This is a genomic window from Pseudomonas sp. NPDC087342 (assembly GCF_044744265.1).
Classification (GTDB): domain Bacteria; phylum Pseudomonadota; class Gammaproteobacteria; order Pseudomonadales; family Pseudomonadaceae; genus Aquipseudomonas; species Aquipseudomonas nunensis.
This window is the reverse complement of record NZ_JBIUXZ010000002.1, coordinates 40,832-63,201: the sequence shown is the minus strand read 5'-3', so window position 1 is coordinate 63,201 and position 22,370 is coordinate 40,832. Positions and strand designations below refer to the sequence as shown.

Annotated in this window: 6 protein-coding genes and 2 pseudogenes; 4 read left to right on the top strand and 4 right to left on the bottom strand. The window is 59.3% G+C overall.

The window, feature by feature from the left end:
* Positions 1 to 103: 103 nt before the first annotated feature.
* The 3 genes from ACIOYV_RS08180 to ACIOYV_RS08170 form a co-directional block, all read right to left on the bottom strand.
* A complete protein-coding gene (locus ACIOYV_RS08180) occupies positions 104 to 1,471 on the bottom strand; it encodes an HlyD family type I secretion periplasmic adaptor subunit (protein ID WP_401322718.1) in 1,368 nt (455 codons plus the stop codon).
* Between the two features lie 9 nt (positions 1,472 to 1,480).
* Positions 1,481 to 3,640: a type I secretion system permease/ATPase gene (locus tag ACIOYV_RS08175; RefSeq protein WP_401322715.1), complete on the bottom strand. Its 2,160-nt coding sequence runs from the start codon at positions 3,638 to 3,640 to the stop codon at positions 1,481 to 1,483.
* Between the two features lie 142 nt (positions 3,641 to 3,782).
* Positions 3,783 to 5,141, bottom strand: coding sequence for a TolC family outer membrane protein (locus ACIOYV_RS08170; RefSeq protein ID WP_123509062.1), 1,359 nt, complete (start codon positions 5,139 to 5,141; stop codon positions 3,783 to 3,785).
* A gap of 591 nt (positions 5,142 to 5,732) precedes the next feature.
* On the opposite strand from ACIOYV_RS08170, the gene ACIOYV_RS08165 reads away from it, so the two are divergent.
* Positions 5,733 to 15,830, top strand: coding sequence for a retention module-containing protein (locus ACIOYV_RS08165; protein WP_401322712.1), 10,098 nt, complete (start codon positions 5,733 to 5,735; stop codon positions 15,828 to 15,830).
* Between the two features lie 310 nt (positions 15,831 to 16,140).
* Here ACIOYV_RS08165 and ACIOYV_RS08160 read toward each other — a convergent pair.
* A pseudogene (locus ACIOYV_RS08160) lies at positions 16,141 to 16,379 on the bottom strand (DUF6124 family protein).
* Positions 16,380 to 16,912: 533 nt separating this feature from the next.
* Here ACIOYV_RS08160 and ACIOYV_RS08155 point away from each other — a divergent pair.
* The 3 genes and pseudogenes from ACIOYV_RS08155 to ACIOYV_RS08145 all read left to right on the top strand — a co-directional run.
* Entirely contained in the window at positions 16,913 to 18,868 is a 1,956-nt protein-coding gene (locus ACIOYV_RS08155) for a hypothetical protein (protein WP_401322709.1), read from the top strand.
* A 111-nt stretch (positions 18,869 to 18,979) separates the two neighbouring features.
* On the top strand, positions 18,980 to 20,920 hold the full coding sequence (locus ACIOYV_RS08150; RefSeq protein WP_401322707.1) for a hypothetical protein: 1,941 nt from the start codon (positions 18,980 to 18,982) through the stop codon (positions 20,918 to 20,920).
* 231 nt (positions 20,921 to 21,151) lie between these two features.
* Positions 21,152 to 22,370, top strand: a pseudogene (locus tag ACIOYV_RS08145) (autotransporter outer membrane beta-barrel domain-containing protein); the annotation flags it as partial.

The following is a 22,370-nucleotide window of genomic DNA, read 5'->3' as shown; positions in this document are numbered from 1 at the left end:
TCTTCGCGGGCAAGCCTCGCTCCTACAGGGTTTCGCATGCTCCTGTAGGAGCGAGGCTTGCCCGCGAAGGCGCCAGATCAATCACCGCGAGCCTTGAAAATGCCTAGCGCTCGCGCATCGCCTCTGTCCGCGCCTTCAGCACCGGTTTCAACAGGTAATCCAGCACACTTTTCTCCCCGGTAATAATGTCCACCGTCGCCACCATCCCCGGAATAATCAGCAACGGTTTCACATCCCCGCCCAAGTGGTTCTTATCGGTGCGCACCTGAATCAGGTAAAAGCTGTTGCCCTTGTCATCGGTAATCGTGTCCGCGCCGATCAATTCCAGCTTGGCGCTCAGCCCACCATAAATCGTGTAGTCGTAGGCACTGAACTTGACCATGGCTTTCTGGCCAGGATGCAGAAACGCCACGTCCTGTGGCCGGACCTTGGCTTCGATCAGCAGGTTGTCCTCCAACGGCACGATTTCCACCATGTCGCTGCCGGGCTGAACCACGCCGCCAATAGTGTTGACCTTCAGCACCTTGATAATCCCGTGCACCGGCGATACCACCGTGGTGCGGGTCACGCGGTCGTCGATGGCAATGCTCGACGCGGTGATTTTCGACAGGTCGGTGCGTTTCTCATTCAACTCTTTGGCCGCGTCGGAACGGAAGGACTGTTCCGATTCGTCGATCTTGCTCTTGATCTCATTGATCGCCGACTCCGCCCGAGGAATCGCCAGGGTCGTCGCATTCAACGAGCCGCGAATTTCCACCGCGCTGCGTTTCAGCCGCAGGATTTCCACTGGCGACACCGCTCCGGTGCCCACCAGCGGCGCGGACATATTCATCTCTTGATTCAGCAACGCCAGGCTCGAACTGAATTGCCCCTGTTTCGAGCGGAACTCTGCCAGTTCCTGGGTTTTTTGCCGAAGTTGTTCACTCAGGGTGCGTTGTTCACTGGCCAGCCGCCGTTGCCGTTGTTCGTACAGCGAGCGTTCGTCTTCGGCCACTTGCGGCGCCTTGGCGATCACTTCGGGTGAAAGCTTGAACGGCCGCCCTTCAGCCTCCGCCGACAAGCGTTCGACTTGCGCGGTCAACGCATAACGATCCGCCTCGCTTTCGCCCTTGTTCGACAGAAACCGCGTGTCATCCAGGCGCAGCAGGGTGTCGCCCTTATTCACCATTTGCCCTTCACGCACGAAGATCTCGGTGACGATGCCGCCCTCAAGGTTTTGGATCACCTGGACCTTGCTCGACGGAATCGCCTTGCCTTCGCCCATGGTCACTTCCTGTAGCACTGCGAATTTGGCCCAGACCAGCCCCGAAATCAGCAGCCCCGCGGCCAGCCACACGGTGATCCGCGACAGGCGCGGGGAGTCCTGCAATGCGGCGCCGGCGGTTTCCGGCATGTATTCGCTTTCCGCACTTTTGCTGAAGCTGCCGAAGTAGCCGCGATCCTTTGAGACATCGGACGATGAACGAGCCATGGGCAACTCCTAGACAGCCGCAGAGCCGACACGGCCCTTGCGCAGTGCATCGATGACCGCTTCTTTCGGACCGTCGGCGACGATCCGTCCGTTGTCCAGCACCACCAGCCGATCCACCAGGCTGAGCATCGAGGTGCGGTGGGTCACCAGCAGCAAGGTTTTGCCCTGGACCCAGCTGTGGAGTTTTTGCCGCAGGACGTCTTCGCTGCTGTTGTCCATGGCGCTGGTGGGTTCGTCTAGCAGCATGATCGGCGGGTCGAGCAACAACGCCCGGGCCAGCAAAACCGCCTGACGCTGACCGCCGGAGAGCAATTGCCCGCGCTCACCCACGGGCCGGTCGAAGCCTTGGGGATGTTGGCGCGCGAGTTCAGTGACACCGGTCAATTCCGCGACTTCGAGCATTCGCGAATCGCTGACGTAGCGGGCGCCGAGGGTCAGGTTGTCGCGCAGGCTGCCGGCTAGCAGCGGTAGGTCATGGGCGACGTAACCGATCTGTTGGCGCAGGTCGGCGACGTCGAGTTGCCGCAGGTCCAGGCCATCAAGCAGCAACTGGCCTTCTTCCGGTGCGTAGAAACCCATCACCAAGCGGGCGAGGGTGCTTTTGCCCGAACCGCTGCGGCCGATGATGCCGATGCGTTCGCCGGGTTTGACGCTGAAACTGATGTTGGCCAACGCGGGTGCGTTCTGCCCGTTGTAGTGGAAGGTCACGCCGCTGACGTCCATCGCGCCTTGCAGTTGCGTGCGCTCCAATGGCCGTTGTTTCGAATCGCGCTCTTGCGGCAGCGACATCAGCGCATCGGTGCTGCGCATGGTCAATTGCGCTTGCTGGTAGCGGGTGATCAAACCGGCGATCTGCCCCAGCGGTGCCAGCACTCGACTGCCGAGCATGTAAGTCGCCACCAGCGCGCCGACGCTGAGGTTGCCGGCGATGATGCTGTAAACCCCGGCGACGATGGTCGCCATGCCGGAAAATTGCTGGATGAACAACGTGCCGTTAGTCGCCAGGGCCGAGAGGTTGCGCGCATGGCTGTCGAGGCGGGTGAGGGCGCCGTGGGTGCTTTCCCATTTGTGCTGGCGCTCGCTTTCGGCGCTGCAGGCCTTGAGGGTTTCCAGGCCGCCGAGGGTTTCGATCAGCAGCGCTTGGCGTTCGGCACCGAGGCTCAGGCTTTTTTGCACGGTGTCGCGCAGACGTACCTGGATCACCATCGCGAAAATGATCGTGATCGGGAACGCCAGCAACGGAATCACCACCAGCCAGCCGCCGAGCAGGCCGATCACCACCAGCATCAGCACGGCGAAGGGCAGGTCGATCAGGCTGGTCAGGGTCACGGCGGTGAGAAACTCGCGCAGGCCCTGGAAGTCATGGATGCTTTGGGCGAAACCGCCGATGGTCGCGGGCCGGGCTTTCATCGACATGCCGGTGATGCGTTCGAACAGGGTCGCGGAAAGGATCACGTCGGTTTTCTTGCCGGCGGTGTCCAGCAGGTGCGCGCGGACCACCCGTAGCACCAGTTCGAACCCGGTGCCGATCAGTAAGCCGATGGCCAACACCCACAAGGTCGAGGTGGCCTGGTTCGGCACCACCCGGTCGTAGGTCTGCATCACGAACAAGGGCACCATCAGCCCCAGCAGGTTGATCAGGAAACTCGCGAGGATCGCATCGCTGTACAGCCATTTCGACAGCTTCAGCGTGTCACGAAACCACGCTTCGACGCGCGGCACGAGCGGTGAGCGCAAGTCTTCGAGTTCATGGCGCGGCCGGGCGAACAACGCCTGGCCGCTGTAATTGGTGGTCAGTTCTTCACGGCTGACCCATTGTTCACCGCCCTCGGCTTCGCAGGGCAGAATCAGCAACTGGCCGTCATCGCCAAAGCGCCGCAGCACAGCAGTGCGGCCATCGTTGAGGATCAGTAACACCGGCAGGTTGAGGGCAGAAATATCCGCCAGGTCCCGACGCAGCAAACGCGCCTGCAAACTCGCCCGGGCCGCTGCGCGGGGCAGCAGGTCCAGGCTCATGCGTTGCTTGTTCAGGGGCAGGCCGGCACTCAGGCTGGCGCGGCTGACCGCCGCACCGTGGAGTTTGCAGAGGATCAACAGACCGTCCAGAAGCGGGTCATCGAAGCTAAGGCGCGGATCGACACCCGTGTTGCCGGGTTCCATGCTTGTCATATTGATTGCCTGTGGCGAGGGAGCTTGCTCCCGCTTGGGTGCGCAGCACCCACACTGTCTTCATGCTCAATCGGTGTTTGGGGTTGCTGCGCAACCCAGCGGGAGCAAGCTCCCTCGCCACAGTTGGTCATGTCGAGCTACTTCATTTCAGTTCAGGCAAACGTGCTTCGTTTTTCACTTCCGAGGAGGCGATCGCATCGGCGGGCAGCACCACCCGTTGTTTGCTCAGCAACTGACCCATGTTCGCCAGCACGCGGTACATCGAGTACTCCTCGGTGTAGCGCACTTCGGTGTAGCGGCGGTTGGCGTTGTAGAGCTCGTTTTCACTGTCGAGCAAGTCGAGCAGGGTCCGTTGGCCAAGGCCGAACTGATCCTGATAGGCCGCCCGCACGCGTTTGGTGGTTTCCGCGTATTCACGCGCGGTCGGGGTTTGTTTCTTCGCGTTGACCATGGCGTTCCAGGCCAGGTGAATGTTCTCGTTGAGCTGGCGCAGGGCGTTGTTGCGGATGTCCATCGCCTGGTTGATCTGGTGCGCATCGGAAGCCAGGCGCGCCTTGTCGCTGCCGCCACGGAACAGGTTGTAGTTCATGATCACGCCGACACGCCATTCGTTGTCGTGACCTTCATCGCCCTGCACGTTGTTGTTCGCGCCCACCGCGGCTTCAGCGTCGAAGCGTGGGTAGAACGGCGACTTGGCGACTTCGTACTGGCTCTCGGCCGATTGCACGTCAGCCTGGGCGGATTTCAGGTACGGGTTGTTTTCGACCATGCTCTGCTGGGCTTCCGGCAGGCTGGTCGGCAACTCGCCACGGGTCGACGGCGGTGCTTCGAGTTCGTCGGGGATACGCCCGACGACGCTGTAGAAGTTCGACTCGGCGTCCGCCAGATCCACTTCCGCAGTGTCCAGGTTGTTCTGCGCCAGTGCCCGGCGAGCGGTGGACTGATCGGAGTCGGCGTTGCTGCCGACACCGCGCTGGGTGCGCAGGCCGATCTGGTCGTTGACCCGCATGTGCGCTTGCAGGTTGTTGGTGGCCAGCGTCACCAGTTCACGGCGCTTGAGCACTTCGAGGTAGACCTCGATGGTGCGCAAGGCCAGATCCTGGGCGGTGCCCTGGGCGTAATAGGCCCGGGAGTTGGACACGCCTTTGGTGCGCTCGACCTCGTTGGCGGTGTTGAAACCGTCAAACAGCATCTGCCGCAGGCGCAGTTCCGACTGGGTGTAATTGAGGATTTCGGTGTGGTGATTGCCGAAGGCCCGGGTGTTGGTGTTATCGCTGTAGCCGCGTCCGTAAGCGGCGTTCAAATCGACTGATGGATAGAAGCCCCCTTTGGCAACTTTCACTTGCTCATCCGCCGACAGCCGCGCGTCCACGCGCGACGCAAGTTCGGGGTGCGTCGCAATGGTGCTTTGGATCGCGTCGGTCAACGACATGGCCTGAGCCTGAGAAGTGCAGGCCATGGCCAGCAAAACCGCGCTGCAGAGGGGGGTTAAAAGGCGCATGGGTACTTCTCCCTGTTTCCTGATGGTGCTTACTTGTCGTCAAATACTTGACGCTATTTGTAGGTAAAACCGTTTCACTCTTGTAACAACAGAGCTAAGAACATTCTGGGAAAAACCTAAGAACTATTTCTCATAAGGTTTATGCCAAAAAAAACTTATGCGCTCTGAAAAATCCAGCACATTGTTCAATGCGAAAGCCCTTGATTCATGAGCCTTAGGGAGCTCCAGAGGGTTTGAGGAAAGTTCCATCCACTTAGCGACATAGGGCGGAGAAGTGCTGGAGGGGAGGGAAGTGGGACGGTTTTAGAGCGACATTTTTTTGTCACTCGGTTGGTTCAGAACCGTTACGCATCGCTCGCAGGGAGATTGTTCCGCAGTAGAGGCCCGATGCCATTGATTGCAGAGGGTTTTATGCCGAGCCGGACACATGGCCCGCGAGTGACATGCTTGGCGTGAACGTCGCCAGGGATGCGGTTTACTCCGGTAAACACGCATTCCGGTAGACGATCCGCCAGGCAGCCCGCTTTTCGCCATGAGCACGCTCTTCGCGCAAACAGGTGCCGACAGGTGTTGGCAGCGGAGGAGATGCACATGGCTACGCTCATCGGAATCGTCAGTAAGGTTATTGGTCAGGTGTTCGCGGTTGCGGCCGACGGTACTCGACGCGCGCTGGTCGAGGGCGACCGGTTGTTTGCCGGCGATCAGCTGATCACCGGGGCCGAAGGCGCGGTGGCGGTGCATCTGCAAAATGGCCAGGAACTGACACTGGGGCGTGGCAGTAGTCTGCAAATGACTTCGCAACTGCTCGCGCATCAGGCGCCCCACGTGGACACGGCTGAAGCCGTGACGCCGAGCCAGGCGCAACTGACCGATGTCGAACAGCTGCAAAAAGCCATCGCGGCCGGCGCTGACCCGACCCAAACCGGTGAAGCCACCGCGGCCGGCCCGACCTCCACAGGTGCCCCCGGCGGTGCCTTGGGCGGCGGTCACAATTTCGTGCTGCTGGAAGAAGTCGGCGGGCGGGTCGATCCGACCATCGGTTTCCCGACTGCCGGTTTTGGCGGCATCCCGGAGTTTCCTGAAGAACGGCATAACGCCGATGTTCAGCAAGACGACAACACCCCGGTGGTCGTGCCGCCGGTGAACAATCTCGTCACCCTCGGCGGCCTGAATGCCGTGGGCGGTGAACTGACTTTCAACGAAGCCAATCTGCCCGACGGCTCGGCGGCCAATCCGGCGGCCCTGACCCAGACCGGCACGTTCACCGTGAGCGCGCCCGACGGTTTGCTGAGCCTCAACATCGGCGGCATCAGCGTGATCAGTGGCGGGGCGGCTTCGGGCTTCCCGCAATCGATCACTACCCAACTCGGCAACACCCTGACCATTACCGGCTACAACCCGGCCACTGGCGTGGTGAGTTACAGCTACACCCTCAACGGCAACGAAACCCATTCGGCTGGCGATGGCGCCAACAACCTCAGCGAACAGTTCACCGTGGTCGCCGGGGACACCAATGGCGATACCGCCACCGGCTCGCTCGACATCAACATCACCGATGACGTGCCCAAGGCTGTGGATGACAACAACGGCATCGCGTCTGAAACGCTGCTGACGTTGACCGGCAACGTGCTGACTAACGATGTGCAAGGTGCGGATCGCGTCCCGACTGGTCCAACCAGCGGCCCGATCACTCCCGGTACTTTCGTGGGGACTTACGGCACCCTGGTGCTCAACGCCAACGGCACCTACACCTACACGCTCAATACCAACGATGCGGATTTCAAAGCGCTGCACGGCGGTGGCAACGGCACGGAAACGTTCGCCTACACCCTCACCGACGCTGACGGCGATTCCAGCACCGCCAACCTGGTGCTGCAAATCCACAACAACGACGATCCGGTGACGATTGGCGGGCTGAATGTCGAGGGCGGCGAACTCACTGTCTTCGAAAAAAACCTGAGCCAGGGCAGTGCGCCGGATGCTACGGCGTTGACCCAAAACGGCACGTTCACCATCACCGCGCTGGATGGCGTGCAGACGTTAAGTGTCGGCGGGATCACCGTTGTCAGCGGCGGCGTCGCGGCTGGCTTCCCGCAATCGATTTCCACCGGGTTGGGCAATACGCTGACCATCACCGGGTTCGATGCGACCACGGGTGTGGTCAGTTACAGCTACACCTTGAACGGCAATGACGCGCACCCAACCGCTGGCGGCGCGAACAATCTGCCTGAGCAATTTGCAGTGACCGTGGTCGATGACAACGGCACCACGGCCAACGGTTCGCTGGACGTCAACATCGTCGACGACGTGCCAAAAGCGGTGGACGACAGCAATGCCAACACGGCTTCGGAAACCTTGCTGACACTGAACGGCAATGTGCTGACCAACGACGTGCAAGGCGCGGATCGCGTGGCCACCGGGCCGGTGACTCCGGGAACCTTCGCCGGTACTTATGGCACGTTGGTGTTGAATGCCAACGGCACTTACACCTACACGCTGAACACCACTGATGCGGATTTCAAAGCGTTGCACGGTGGCGGCAACGGCACCGAGAATTTCACCTACACCATCACCGATTCCGACGGCGACACAAGCACCGCCAACCTCGTCCTGCAAATCCATAACAACGATGATCCGGTGACGATTGGCGGCCTGAACGTCGAGGGCGGTGAGCTCACCGTTTTCGAGAAAAACCTGAGCCAGGGCAGTGCACCCGATGCCACGGCGTTGACCCAGAACGGCACGTTTACCATCACCGCGCTGGATGGCGTGCAAACCCTCACTGTCGGCGGCATCACCGTCGTCAGTGGCGGCGTGGCCGCTGGTTTCCCACAATCGATTTCGACCGGGTTGGGCAATACGCTGACCATCACCGGGTTCGATGCGACCACGGGTGTGGTCAGTTACAGCTACACCTTGAACGGCAATGACGCGCACCCAACCGCTGGCGGCGCGAACAATCTGCCTGAGCAATTTGCAGTGACCGTGGTCGATGACAACGGCACCACGGCCAACGGTTCGCTGGACGTCAACATCATCGACGACGTGCCAAAAGCCGTGGACGACAGCAACGCCAACACCGCTTCGGAAACCCTGCTGACACTGAACGGCAATGTGCTGACTAACGACGTGCAAGGCGCCGATCGCGTGGCTACCGGGCCAGTGACTCCGGGTACTTTCGCCGGGACTTACGGCACCCTGGTGCTCAACGCCAACGGCACTTACACCTACACGCTAAACACCACTGATGCAGACTTCAAAGCCCTGCACGGCGGCGGTAATGGCACTGAAAACTTCACCTACACCATCACCGATTCTGACGGCGATGCGAGCACTGCCACCCTCGTCCTGCAAATCCACAACAACGACGACCCGGTCAACATCAATGGCCTGAACGTCGAGGGTGGCGAGCTCACGGTCTACGAGAAAAACCTCAGCCTCGGCAGCGCCCCGGACAGCACTCAGCTGACCCAAAGCGGCACCTTCACCATCACCGCGCTGGATGGCGTGCAAACCCTCACGGTCGGCGGTATCACCGTGGTCAGCGGCGGTGTGGCCGCCGGTTTCCCACAATCGATTCAGACTGGTTTGGGCAACACCCTGACCATCACCGGGTTCGACGCGACCACGGGGGTGGTCAGTTACAGCTACACACTGAACGGCAACGACGCGCATCCGACTGCGGGCGGTGCCAACAATCTGCCTGAGCAATTCGCCGTCACCGTGGTCGATGACAACGGCACCACCGCCAACGGTTCGCTGGACGTCAATGTGATCGACGACCTGCCAAAAGCCGTGGACGACAGCAACGCCAACACGGCTTCGGAAACCCTGCTGACGCTGAACGGCAATGTGCTGACCAACGATGTGCAAGGCGCGGATCGCGTGGCCACCGGGCCAGTGACGCCCGGTACTTTTGCCGGGACTTACGGCACCCTGGTGCTCAACGCCAACGGCACTTACACCTACACGCTCAACACCACCGACGCAGACTTCAAAGCCCTGCACGGCGGCGGTAATGGCACCGAGAATTTCACCTACACCATCACCGATTCCGACGGCGACACCAGCACCGCCAACCTCGTCCTGGAAATCCACAACAACGACGATCCGGTCATCATCAATGGCCTGAACGTCGAGGGCGGCGAGCTCACGGTCTACGAGAAAAACCTCAGCCTCGGCAGCGCCCCGGACAGCACTCAGCTGACCCAAAGTGGCACCTTCACCATCACCGCGCTGGATGGCGTGCAAACCCTCACGGTCGGCGGTATCACCGTGGTCAGCGGCGGTGTGGCCGCCGGTTTCCCACAATCGATTCCGACTGGTTTGGGTAACACGCTGACCATCACCGGGTTCGACGCGACCACGGGGGTGGTCAGTTACAGCTACACACTGAACGGCAACGACGCGCATCCGACTGCGGGTGGCACGAACAATCTGCCTGAGCAATTCGCCGTCACCGTGGTCGATGACAACGGCACTACCGCCAACGGTTCGCTGGACGTCAATGTGATCGACGACCTGCCAAAAGCCGTGGACGACAGCAACGCCAACACGGCTTCGGAAACCCTGCTGACGCTGAACGGCAATGTGCTGACCAACGATGTGCAAGGCGCGGATCGCGTGGCCACCGGGCCAGTGACGCCCGGTACTTTTGCCGGGACTTACGGCACCCTGGTGCTCAACGCCAACGGCACTTACACCTACACGCTCAACACCACCGACGCAGACTTCAAAGCCCTGCACGGCGGCGGCAACGGCACTGAAAACTTCACCTACACCATCACCGATTCTGACGGCGATGCGAGCACTGCCACCCTCGTCCTGCAAATCCACAACAACGACGATCCGGTCATCATCAATGGCCTGAACGTCGAGGGTGGCGAGCTCACGGTCTACGAGAAAAACCTCAGCCTCGGCAGCGCCCCGGACAGCACTCAGTTGACCCAAAGCGGCACCTTCACCATCACCGCGCTGGACGGCGTGCAAACCCTCACAGTAGGCGGCATCACCGTCGTCAGTGGCGGCGTGGCCGCTGGTTTCCCACAATCGATTCCGACTGGTTTGGGTAACACGCTGACCATCACCGGGTTCGACGCAACCACTGGTGTGGTCAGTTACAGCTACACGTTGAACGGCACCGAAGCGCATCCAACCGCAGCCGGTGCAAACAACCTGCCCGAGCAATTCGCCGTCACCGTGGTCGATGACAACGGCACCACCGCCAACGCGACCCTGGACGTCAACGTCATCGACGACCTGCCAAAAGCGCTGGACGACAGCAACGCCGGCACCGCCTCGGAAAGCCTGTTGACCCTCAATGGCAACGTGTTGACCAACGACGTGCAAGGTGCCGACCGCGTAACCACCGGACCAACCACTGGCCCGATCACCGCCGGCACTTTCACCGGCACTTACGGCACCTTGGTGCTGAATGCCAACGGCACCTACACCTACACCCTGAACACCAGCGACGCCGACTTCAAAGCGTTGCACGGTAATGGCAACGGCACGGAAACCTTCACCTACACCATCACCGATGCCGACGGCGATACCAGCACCGCCAATCTGGTGCTGAACATCCACAACAACGACGACCCGGTGACCCTCAACGGCCTCGACATCAACGGTGGCGAGCTGACCGTCTACGAGAAAAACCTCAGTGACGGCACCAGCCCCAACACGCCAGCCCTGACCCAGAGCGGCACCTTCACCGTCACCGCACTGGACGGTTTGCAGACCCTTGATGTGGGCGGGATTCATGTGGTGGTCGGCGGCGTGGCGGCCGGCTTCCCGCAATCGATCGTGACGCCGCTGGGCAGTACGCTGACCGTCACCGGTTATGACGCGACGACCGGCGTGGTCAGCTACAGCTACACCCTGGTGGATAACGAAACTCACCCGACCGCCAACGGTGCGAACAGCATCACTGAAAACTTCAACGTGGTGGCCACGGACACCGATGGCAGCACGGCAACCAATCAGATCAACGTCAACATCGTCGACGACTTGCCGACGGCTCATCCGGACAGCGCGTCGGTGGCCGAAGGCGGGACGGTCTCGGGCAACGTGCTGGATAACGACATCGGCGGGGCCGACGGTCCGGCGGTCACCGGTGCCGTGGTGGGCGTCCGTGCCGGCAGCGACACCTCGACCTCGGCCATCGGTGGCCTGGGCTCAAACATCAATGGCACCTACGGTTACCTGACGCTGGATGCCAACGGCAACGCGGTCTATCACAGCAATCCCAACGCAGTGAACGCACCGGGCGCCACCGATACCTTCGTCTACACCGTGCGCGATGCCGATGGCGATGAAAGCACCACCACCATCACCATCGACGTCTCGAACAGCTGCATCAAAGCGGTCAGCGATACCGACGTCACCGTCTACGAAAAAGCTTTGGACCTGAGCAAAGATGGCCAGGACCTGGCGGCCGGCACCGTGGTCGGCAGCGACCCGACCAGCACCGGCGAAACCGCCAGTGGCACGCTGGTCGGCTCGGTCACCGGGGCCATCGGCGCGATCACTTACACCCTGGTGGGCAGCGCGAATGGCAACTATGGCCAGATCCAGCTCAACCCCAACGGCACCTACACCTACACCCTGACCTCGCCGGCGAGTACCACGCCGCATGCCGATGACGGCGCCAACTCGCTGACTGAAAGCTTCACCTACCAGGCCACCGATTCGCTGGGCAACATCAGCACCAGCACCATCGTCGTGCAGATCGTCGATGACGTGCCAAAAGCCGTGAACGACAGCAACGTCGGTGCGGCGTCGGAGACCGCGTTGACGCTCAATGGCAACGTGCTGACCAACGACATTCAGGGCGCGGACCTTGTCGCCACCGGACCGAACGCCGGTCCTGTGACCCCCGGCACCTTCACCGGGACGTACGGCACGCTGGTCCTGAATGCCAACGGCACCTACACCTACACCCTCAACGCCAATGATGCTGACTTCAAAAACCTGCACGGCGGCGGCAACGGCACGGAAACCTTCGCCTACACCATCACCGATTCGGACGGCGACACCAGCACCGCCAACCTGGTGCTGAACATCCACAACAACGACGATCCGGTCGTGCTCAACGGCCTCAACGTCAATGGCGGCGAGCTGACTGTCTACGAGAAAAACCTCAGTGACGGCACCAGCCCCAACACCCCGGCGCTGACCCAGAGCGGCACTTTCACCGTCACCGCGCTGGACGGTTTGCAAACCCTCGATGTCGGCGGCATTCATGTGGTCGCGGGCGGCGTGGCGGCTGGCTTCCCGCAATCGATCGTGACGCCGTTGGGCAGTACGCTGACCATCACCGGTTACAACGCGAGCACCGGCGTGATCAGCTACAGCTACACCCTGGTGGACAACGAAACCCATCCGACCGCCAACGGTGCCAACAGCCTCACCGAGAACTTCAATGTGGTAGCGACGGACACCGACGGCAGCACCGCGTCGGGGCAGATCAACGTCAACATCGTCGATGACTTGCCGACGGCGGCACCCGATACCGGCACCGCCATTGAAGGCTCGACCATCAACATCAGCGTGCTCGGCAACGACGTGCTCGGTGCCGACGGCGCGGCAGCCGGCGGTGCAGTGATCGGCGTGCGCGCTGGCAGCAACACGGCCACTTCGGCGGTGGGCGGCCTGGGCACCAATATCAACGGCACCTACGGTTACTTGACCCTGGATGCGGCGGGCAACGCCGTCTACCACAGCAACCCGAACTCGGTTGGCGTGGCGGGGGCCACCGACACGTTCGTCTACACCGTGCGTGATTCCGACGGCGATGAAAGCACCACCACTATCACCATCAACGTCACCGACAGCGCCCTCAAAGCGGTGGTCGATCAGGACGTGACGGTCTTCGAAAAAGCCCTCGACCTGAGCAAGGATGGCCTGGACCTGGCACCCGGCACGGTCACCGGCAGCGACCCGACCAGCACGGGCGAAACCGCCACCGGTACGCTGGTCGGTTCGGTCACCGGCGGTACTGGCACGTTTACCTACAGCCTGGTCGGCAGTGCCACCGGGACCTACGGGCAAATCCTGATCAACCCGGACGGCAGCTACACCTACACCCTGACCTCGGCGCCGAAAACCTCGCCGGGTGCCAACGACGGGCCGAATACCCTGAGCGAAAGTTTCACCTACAAAGCCACCGATGCGCTGGGCAATAGCACCACCAGCACTATCGTGGTGAACATCGTCGATGACGTGCCAAAAGCCGTGGCGTCGGACCGTTCGGTAACCGCGGTGGAAGTCGATTCCAACCTGCTGCTGGTAATCGACGTCTCCGGCAGTATGGCCGACGCCTCCGGGGTCCCAGGCCTGTCGCGGCTGGCGCTGGCGAAGCAGGCGATCAGTGCCTTGCTCGACAAATACGACGACCTGGGCGATGTGAAAGTGCAGATCGTCACTTTCAGCAGCAGCGCCACCGACAAAACCACCGTGTGGGTTGATGTCGCAACGGCCAAGTCGATCATCGCCGGACTCACCGCTGGCGGTGGCACCAACTACGACGCGGCTGTGGCGACCATGCAAACCGCGTTCAATACGTCGGGCAAACTCACCGGGGCGCAGAACGTCGGGTATTTCTTCTCTGACGGCAAACCTAACGAAGGGGACATTGGCACGGCGGACGAGGCCGCGCTGAAAAACTTCCTCGACGCCAATGGCATCAAGAACTATGCAATCGGCCTGGGCAATGGCGTCAGCAACGCCAACCTCGACCCGCTGGCCTATGACGGCAGCACCCACACCAACACCAACGCGGTGGTGGTGACCGATCTGAATCAACTCAACTCGGTGCTCTCGGGCACCGTGCAGGGCGCACCGGTCACCGGCACGCTGCTGGAGGGCGGTACGTTCGGCGCCGATGGCGGCTTCATCAAAACCCTGGTGGTCGATGGCACCACGTACACCTATGACCCAAGAGGCAACAGCAATCAGGGCGCGCTGACGTTCAGTGGCACCAACCACGGCACGTTCAACACGGTGAACAACACCATCAGCATCGCCACCAACAACAGTGGCACGCTGGTAGTGAACCTGGACACCGGCGAGTACACCTACACCTCGCAGAAAACCACTGCGGTGGTGATCACCGAAAACATCGGCTTCACCGTCAGCGACAACGACGGCGACCTGGCCAGCTCGACGCTGACCGTCAAAGTCATCCCGAACGCGCCACCGGTGGCGGTCGATGACCACATCATCACCAACGTGCTGTCGAGCAACATTGTGGTGCCGGGCGAGCTGCTGCTGGCCAACGACACCGACGCCAATGGCGACCCGATGACGGCAACCCCGACCACCTTCAACACCGGTTGGGTGGCCAAGGGCGCGGACTTCACCGGCACGGGCGCCATCAGCTTCACTGGCACCGGCAACAACGCCGCCAACCAGGCGCTGGCGGATGTGCGTAATTTGTTCGCGGCGAACTCGGCAGCGATGACCGCCGTGCTGGTGATCAGCGGCTACCTGGGCGCGGTGACGACGTCCAACGCCAACGATGAAGACCTCATCACCGTCAAGCTGAAACAGGGTGAGACCCTCAACCTGGACCACAACCTGGCGGCCGGTCACGTCACCATGGAGTACTCGCTCAATGGCGGTGCGTTCGTGAGCATCGCCGACGGCGGGACCATCACGGCGACGTCCGATGGCACCTACCAGATCCACGTCACCAACATCACCAACACCAGTGGCAGCAACACCACGGGGTCCGAGAACTATCAGCTGACCATGACCGTCAACTACGCCGGGGCCCACGACCTCACCCCGGATTACCACGGCACCTACACCGCCAACGACAACCATGGCGGCAGCGACACGGCGAACGTGACCATCAGCTACCAGGACGGCCACACCCTCACCGGTACTTCGGGCGATGACGTGTTGGTGGCCGGCACCGGCAACAACATCCTCAACGCGGGCGACGGCAACGACGTGCTCACCGCCGGCAGCGGCAACAACGAACTGCACGGCGGCGCCGGCAACGACTTGTTGTACAGCGGACCGGGCAACGACCTGCTCGACGGCGGCAGCGGCATCGACACCGCGAGCTACGCCCATGCCACGGCGGGCGTCACTGTCAACCTGGGCCTGCTCACTGCGCAGAACACCCTCGGCGCGGGCACCGACACCCTCACCGGCATCGAAAACCTGGTGGGTTCCAACTTCAACGACACCTTGACCGGAGACAGTAACAACAACGTGATCAACGGCGGCCTGGGCAACGACACGCTCAATGGCGGTGGCGGCGACGACCTGCTGATCGGCGGCCTGGGCAACAACACCCTCACCGGCGGTGCGGGTGCCGACACCTTCCAGTGGCTGGCCGGCAACAGCGGCCACGACGTGGTCACCGACTTCACTCCAGGCACCGACAAACTCGACCTGTCACAACTGCTGCAAGGCGAAAACGGCACCACCGCCTCGCTGGATGACTACCTGCACTTCACCGTTACCGGCAGCGGTGCGAGCCTGGTCACCAGCATCGACGTCAGCGCCATGGCCGGCGCCACGCCAACCCAGACCATCGACCTGGCCGGCGTCAACCTGGCCAGCCACTACGGCGTCACGCCGGGCGCGGGCGGGGTGGTCGCAGGCGGGCATGACACGGCGACCATCATCACCGGCATGCTCAATGACCACTCGTTGAAGGTGGACACGGTTTGATGCAGTAGGGCAGAAACGACCAACCCCGCCATTCCCGAAAGGGAGTGGTGGGTTTTTTGTGGTCTGGCTTTTAGTCATGCGGTGGCTGCAGGAATGCCTTCGCGAGCAGGCTCGCTCCCACAGTGGATCTCATTTCCCTGTGGGAGCGGGCTTGCTCGCGAAGAGGCCATGTCAGTTGATAGAGATGTCGGCTGACCCACCACCTTCGCGAGCAGGCTCGCTCCCACAGTTGATCTCATTCCCCCCTGTGGGAGCGAGCCTGCTCGCGAAGAACGATAACGCGGTGTCGCTGGTAAACCACTGGAACGCGCTAGCCTTGCGGGTCGAGGTTATCCAGCGCCCGATTAACCGTCAGCTCACCCAGCATGATGATCTGCGTGATGCCAAGCAGTGTGTTGCTGTGTGGGCCTTCAAGAGGTCACTGGCCATGACATTGGCCGAGGCCAGTGATTCGCAGGCGTGGGCCAACAGGGATTCGGTTTTGATATCGGGAGAGACGAAGAAGAATGGACTGGGTTTACGCGGGGGATTGGGCGTGGCTTTGAACATGTGAAGCTCCTTGATTGCTGGAGCTGCCACCGTTCGCGGTCAAACGAGTCAGGGTGGCAGCTGTACGCGGGTTGACCGACCGGAAATCAAGGGATCCGGCACACCCGAAGGTGTCCCACGCACAGCCACCGCAACACGATAGTTCAGGCAACCTGAACCAGGTTCGGACGCTTGTGCGCCTTGATTGAGTCGGACGGTCAAGTCCGGTCGCTGATTTCAGCGACCCGGCAACGATAAAGTCCGACCCCATGGCGCACAAGCGGCGGATTCTGGCGCAGCTGTAGGCAGCGACGCAAGGATGTGTAGCCGACTTCTGTGTCTGGAAATGCCGGTTAAACAGCCGTGTTTATGTTTCCCTCAAAGCAACCTGACGCAAACGGGGAATCCCGACGAGCGGTAGCAAAACCTGTAATTTCTGACAGTAGGCAACACCGCTTCTCAGAGCCTTAAATGAACCCAGTTCTTCAACCTTCGCGCAGTGTCGCGATAAGGCCCATACGACTGGTATCAACCCTCATCAGGGAAGGCTCAAGATGTCCACGCCCAAAAAACCCATCGATCCACAGGCACTTGAAGACTCGCCCAGTGCTGATATGGACGCGCCGCAGGTGCCGGCAGTTTTGGACCCGAGTGATCCGGAAGGGTTACTGCCGATCAGGGCATTGGGGCGTGATTTGAATGTCGAGTTCATGGGGTGGGACTTCACTACGGTGCCTAACCGTATCGATCGCGTGGAGCTGGGATTCACTCCATTCGGTTCAACCTTCGTTATGGTCAATGAGCGCTTATACCCCTCCCTGATCACTGTTCCATTACCGCAAACCCTCACGGTTCCGCGTGGGCTTTTGCAGGGAGGGGTGTATGAAGTGTCGCTCAGGGTTTCTCCCAGCATGGTCAATCCTAAAGAGTCACGTCGAAGAAAAATCACCATCGACCTGACAAAACCCAACTTCGGCAACATGCCCGACGCCGTGATATTTCCTCTGGAGTTGAACGGCACTATCACCGAAGACTACCTGAACACACACGGGCAAGTGATCGTCGAAGTGCCTTTTTATGGCGATGTCACGGCCACTGACCGGGCTTTGTACTACTGGACCGACAAAGCAATTCCCCCTGACACCGAAACGCCGATTCGTGAACAGGAGTTCAGCCAGCAAGACATTGATAACAACTTTCTGGCCATCACGGTATACGCCGATGAGATTCGCGCTTGGCCGCCGGGCCCGTGCTTCATGTATTACTTTCTCAGGGATCGGGCGGGGAATATCGGGCCCAGATCGAGAATGTCGCCGATTACTGTCGACCGTACACCGCTACCGGGGGCGCTGCTGCCACCCAGGGTGCCACTGTCCCCTCGCGGTTTGATTGACCGTCAACATGCGCGGGACGATGTGTGGGTGGAAATCGATCCATACGATTTTCCAAGCTCGGCGCAATCGATCGTTGTTGATTGGAACGCCACCACACTGCCTGACTTCCCGGTCGATCCGGCGGGTTTCCCGTTAAAAATTCCTGTCCCGTGGTCGACGTTGCATGCCCTGGGTGACGGGCCATTGCGCGCACTGGTCAGCTACCGGATCCGCTTTCCCGGCCTGGGGCCGCCGTCACCGTCGATCTCGGTACCGGTCAACCTGACTGTTGCGGGGCCGGATCACCCAGGTGCCCCAGCGTTGATCAATGATCGGTTGGCGAAACTGGAGATCCGTGGCCAGAACTCCGATATCCCCAACACCTTGCTCGGCATCGATTATGGCTTGCCGGCGAAGGCGACGCTGACGCTCTTTGACGGTCCAGAACCTTACGACGAGATCAAAGTGTACTGGGGGCGGGTTGTCGATGCGGTGGACAGCTACGAAGTTCAATTCGGGGATATAGCCGGAAAGCCGCTGGAGTTCGAAATACCGTGGAGCGCCATTGATCAAGACAAGTCCAACCCGCATGTGCCGGTGTACTACACCACCAGCAATAGCGTGAACCTGCAGGAGTCGCAGCGGACCGAAGTCGATGTGTCCATTGTCACTATCGATGACCTCAAAGAGCCGACGTTTCCTCATGCTGGAGTACAGCGGGTGCTTCATTGCTGTTCGGTGCCAAGAATATGGAATGGGGTGACCGTGCGTATCCCCAGCCATCCTGCCTTTGAAACGGATGATGAGGTGATCGTGCATTGGCAGGGGTGCAGAAGCGAGAACGGAAGTGATCCTATAGACGGGACATATGCAGCGATACCCAGGACACTCAATGATGACGACGTTAACGACGGATTTGATTTAGTTATCACCGACTACGAGACGTTGATTGCACCAATGGTAAATAGAGGTTCTGCGCTTGTTTATTATGAGCTGTTTAAAAAGAACGGAGGGATAGGAACGTCACCTGATAATGATGTGATTATCAATAGAACGATGCCCAGCGGAGAAATATGTTCGCCAACTCATGAAGTGTGGTGTGACGCCGACGGGGCGGGAGCTGATGACAGTTTTTAAGATATAAGCAGTGCTTTTGAGTTTGAAGTGAGCTTGACGTGTGCGGCTGCGTGTTTGTTTGAAAAAATACTTAATATTAAATCGTATTCTGTTACTTAGGAGATTGACGAGATGACTCGGTATAAGAAAGTTGTGGATAATGATCCGGGCCGTGCCGCACTGAGGGCCATACGGTCTTCCAGGTCGGTGACGGCTTTTTCGCCACCCGAACTGCAAGGCTTACTATCTAATGTAGATGGGGATGAACCGAATAAGCTACCATTGGAACTGACTAATGTTGATAACGAAGTTTTGATAACAGACCTTCCAGATACATCAACCGGAAGGGCTATATCTTTTCAACTTTTGTGGGGTGGTGCACTTGTCGGGGACCTTGTGGAAACTGTAACGCCAGTAACACTACCTGTTTCCTTGACATTGCCTGCCGCCGAGACGTTTACACAAAAAAGATCCAATCTGAGCTATCGGATGATCTATGGGGGAAATCAAACCGATTGGTATCCGCCCATTCCAATTTATATCGACAAAGAACCCCCGGATAGGGGGCTGCCAAGTCCGTCCGCAATACTTCCACCTGCCATAGTCGATGGGCGTGTGACCGCCGAATATGTGCAGGCTAACAATGGATTGAAGATCCAGATTCCCATTCCTACGGACACGAAGACGGGAGACGTAGTGGAGGTCTTCTACGGTGACAGCGATCCCGCAAAAAACATAGGACGATATACAGTAAAAGTTCCGGTAGATCGGGACCCGGAAATATTTGTGACGTTGATTTATCCCGAGTTTGTTCTTGCAGGAGAGGGCGCCAAAATCATCTATTACGTTTGGCGCGATCGTGTCGGTAACATAGGGCCTCACTCCTACGAAACGAAAGTCAAATCTATACACCGTGCGGAGCCGAGTAACCTGATGGCGCCGCAGGTGCCTGTTGCAGACCCGGTCATCGATGTGAAAGACGCATTTCCTACGACGACGGTTGTCATTCCCTTGTATGACGATCACCAGGCGACAGACACTATTGTTGTGACATGGGGGACCCGGGAACAGTCGCCGAAACAAGTGGGCAACAATGATCCGGTGTTTGTTGAGGTGCCCTATTCCGAGGTGAGTTTTGGCGGGCCAGGACCTATTAACGGTTTGCCGGTTACCTATTCTGTCTGGCGCTCCGGCCTTGAGTACCCCGAAGGAACCGGGATAACCGTTAATGTGGACTTGCGCAGCCCTGGAACACCACCACCACCTGATCCGACGGATCCGGAAGTGGGAAACCCAAACTTGAAACCAGTGAATGTATATGGCGCCGTAACAACAACTCCAGTCAATACACTCCTTCCAGACGATGCGGGGCAACCGGCCACGGCCAAGGTAGAGATTGATGTAATCCGTAATGCTGGGGATCTCTATACCCTGTTCTGGAATGGAATTCCTGTCAGCGGTCCTGACGGAACATTTCTTGATGATCTTTCTGAGCCGGATGATTATGAAATTGAATTTGTAATACCGTGGGATGATGTTGAGGACGCAGGAAATAATAGTGAGTTACCTGTTCATTATGAAATAACTAATCCGGCGTTCCCGTCCAACCCCAATCCGTCTTTGCGTCAGAAAGTTAATGTGTACGTTTTGCCGGTAAATCTGCCTCCTCCCGTCATCAATTACACGGTAACTATACAAGGTACAGAGTTTTTGAATTGTTCTTCGTTAAGGACTATTCCCAATGTGGGCCGTGCGGCAGTTGTCAGTGTGAACGGAGGGGGGCCGTTGCAGAGGGACATGGTGCTGACGTTTGAATGGACCGGGAATACGTACGATAGTTCTGGTAGTCCTATGCCTGTTACTCCTTATGAGTTTACAAAAACACTGATTGGTAATGAGCATTTGGAAGGTTTTATTGTATATATACCTCTGCTAATACTTGAGCGAATCAGAGACGGTAGCGGCAGTATTAAATACACCGTGGAAGTTAACGGACGAGATGAACCCTCTGATTCCCATGATGTGGAGGTCGTGGTGCGTGACGGCGCCGGGAACTCCTGCCCGATAACTTAAACGTCAGAAGAGAAAAATTGAAAAGGGGAGGGCTGGTGTCTTCCCCTTTTTATTTGGGTTGATTGTTACGGTGTTTTATGTGTCGGTATAGAGGGGGTAATTGTTCGAATTGATTTTATGGAGTTGTAGTCGCATTTCAGGATTTTTCCTACATAACGAGGCGGTATAACTCGTTAGCATACGCACCTTTACGGTCAAGCCATTAATGGATAGGTTTGGGAGTCAGTAATTATGCGAAGCTTATTTTTATTTTTTAATCAGTATCGATGGTCGCACTGGCTGGTATTGTCTCCGGTGTTGGTCATTAGTTCGCCCGGTCTGGCAGTGACAATTGTGGGGCCAGGACAAACGTTAAACATCGCGGGAACCACCGCGCCGGACAATTATCTGGTTCGCAACGGGGGAGTGCTGCGTGCCAACAGCGCGCAAACGTTCGAAATCTCCGTTGAATCGGGTTCTACCCTTGAAGCGGTGGGCGGTACTTATGCCGGACGCAATAGAGCGCGAGGCATCACTGTTACCAACAGTCAGGCAACTCTTACCGACATCATCGTGAGCGGTGGCGTGTCGGGCCTGACATTCAACCGACAGGGCACCAGTGTGACGGGGTCAACGGGACGTGTGACGGGCAGTATTGTCAGTGGTGACAGCGCGGGTATCTCCCTTAGCGGGATGAGCAGCGTCGAGCTGATCGATACTCGGGTCACGGCGAATCTGGCGGACAGCGTCGGCCTCCAGTTTTTCGGGGGGGATTTGCGCGCCAGCCAGAATACGATTATCAGCGGCGGTGAGAACGGTGTACGGATGGATGAAGACAGCGCACGACTGGGCATCAGTCGTCTGGTGCTGGACGCTTCCAGTGTAGAAGGGCGGGCGGGCTCAGCGATTGTTGTCGACCAAGGCATCGAGGCCACGATTCAGGTCCAGAACAACTCGACCCTGCTCAGCGGCAACGGCATCCTGCTCGATGTGCTGGATGCCTCCACCGCTAATCTGTTCGTGGCCAGCAGCACCCTAGAAGGCAACGTTCAAGTCGCTGGTAACAGCACTGTAAACCTCACCCTGGATCAGGCCCGTCTAACCGGTGACGTACTGGCAGGCAGCGGCTCATCCGCCAATGTCGTGCTGCAAAACCAATCGGTCCTTGAAGGTAATGTTCGCCTCACGGGGGCCACGGGGGAGGTCACCCTGGATCAAAGCACCATGACCGGTGACGTATTGGCAGACAGCGGCTCATCCGCCAATGTCGTGCTGCAAGACCAATCGGTGCTTGAAGGCAATGTTCACCTCACGGGGGCCACGGGCGAAGTCACCCTGGATCAAAGCACCATGACCGGTGACGTACTGGCAGATAACGGCTCATCCGCCAATGTCGTGCTGCAAGACCAATCGGTGCTTGAAGGCAATGTTCACCTCACGGGGGCCACGGGCGAAGTCACCCTGGATCAAA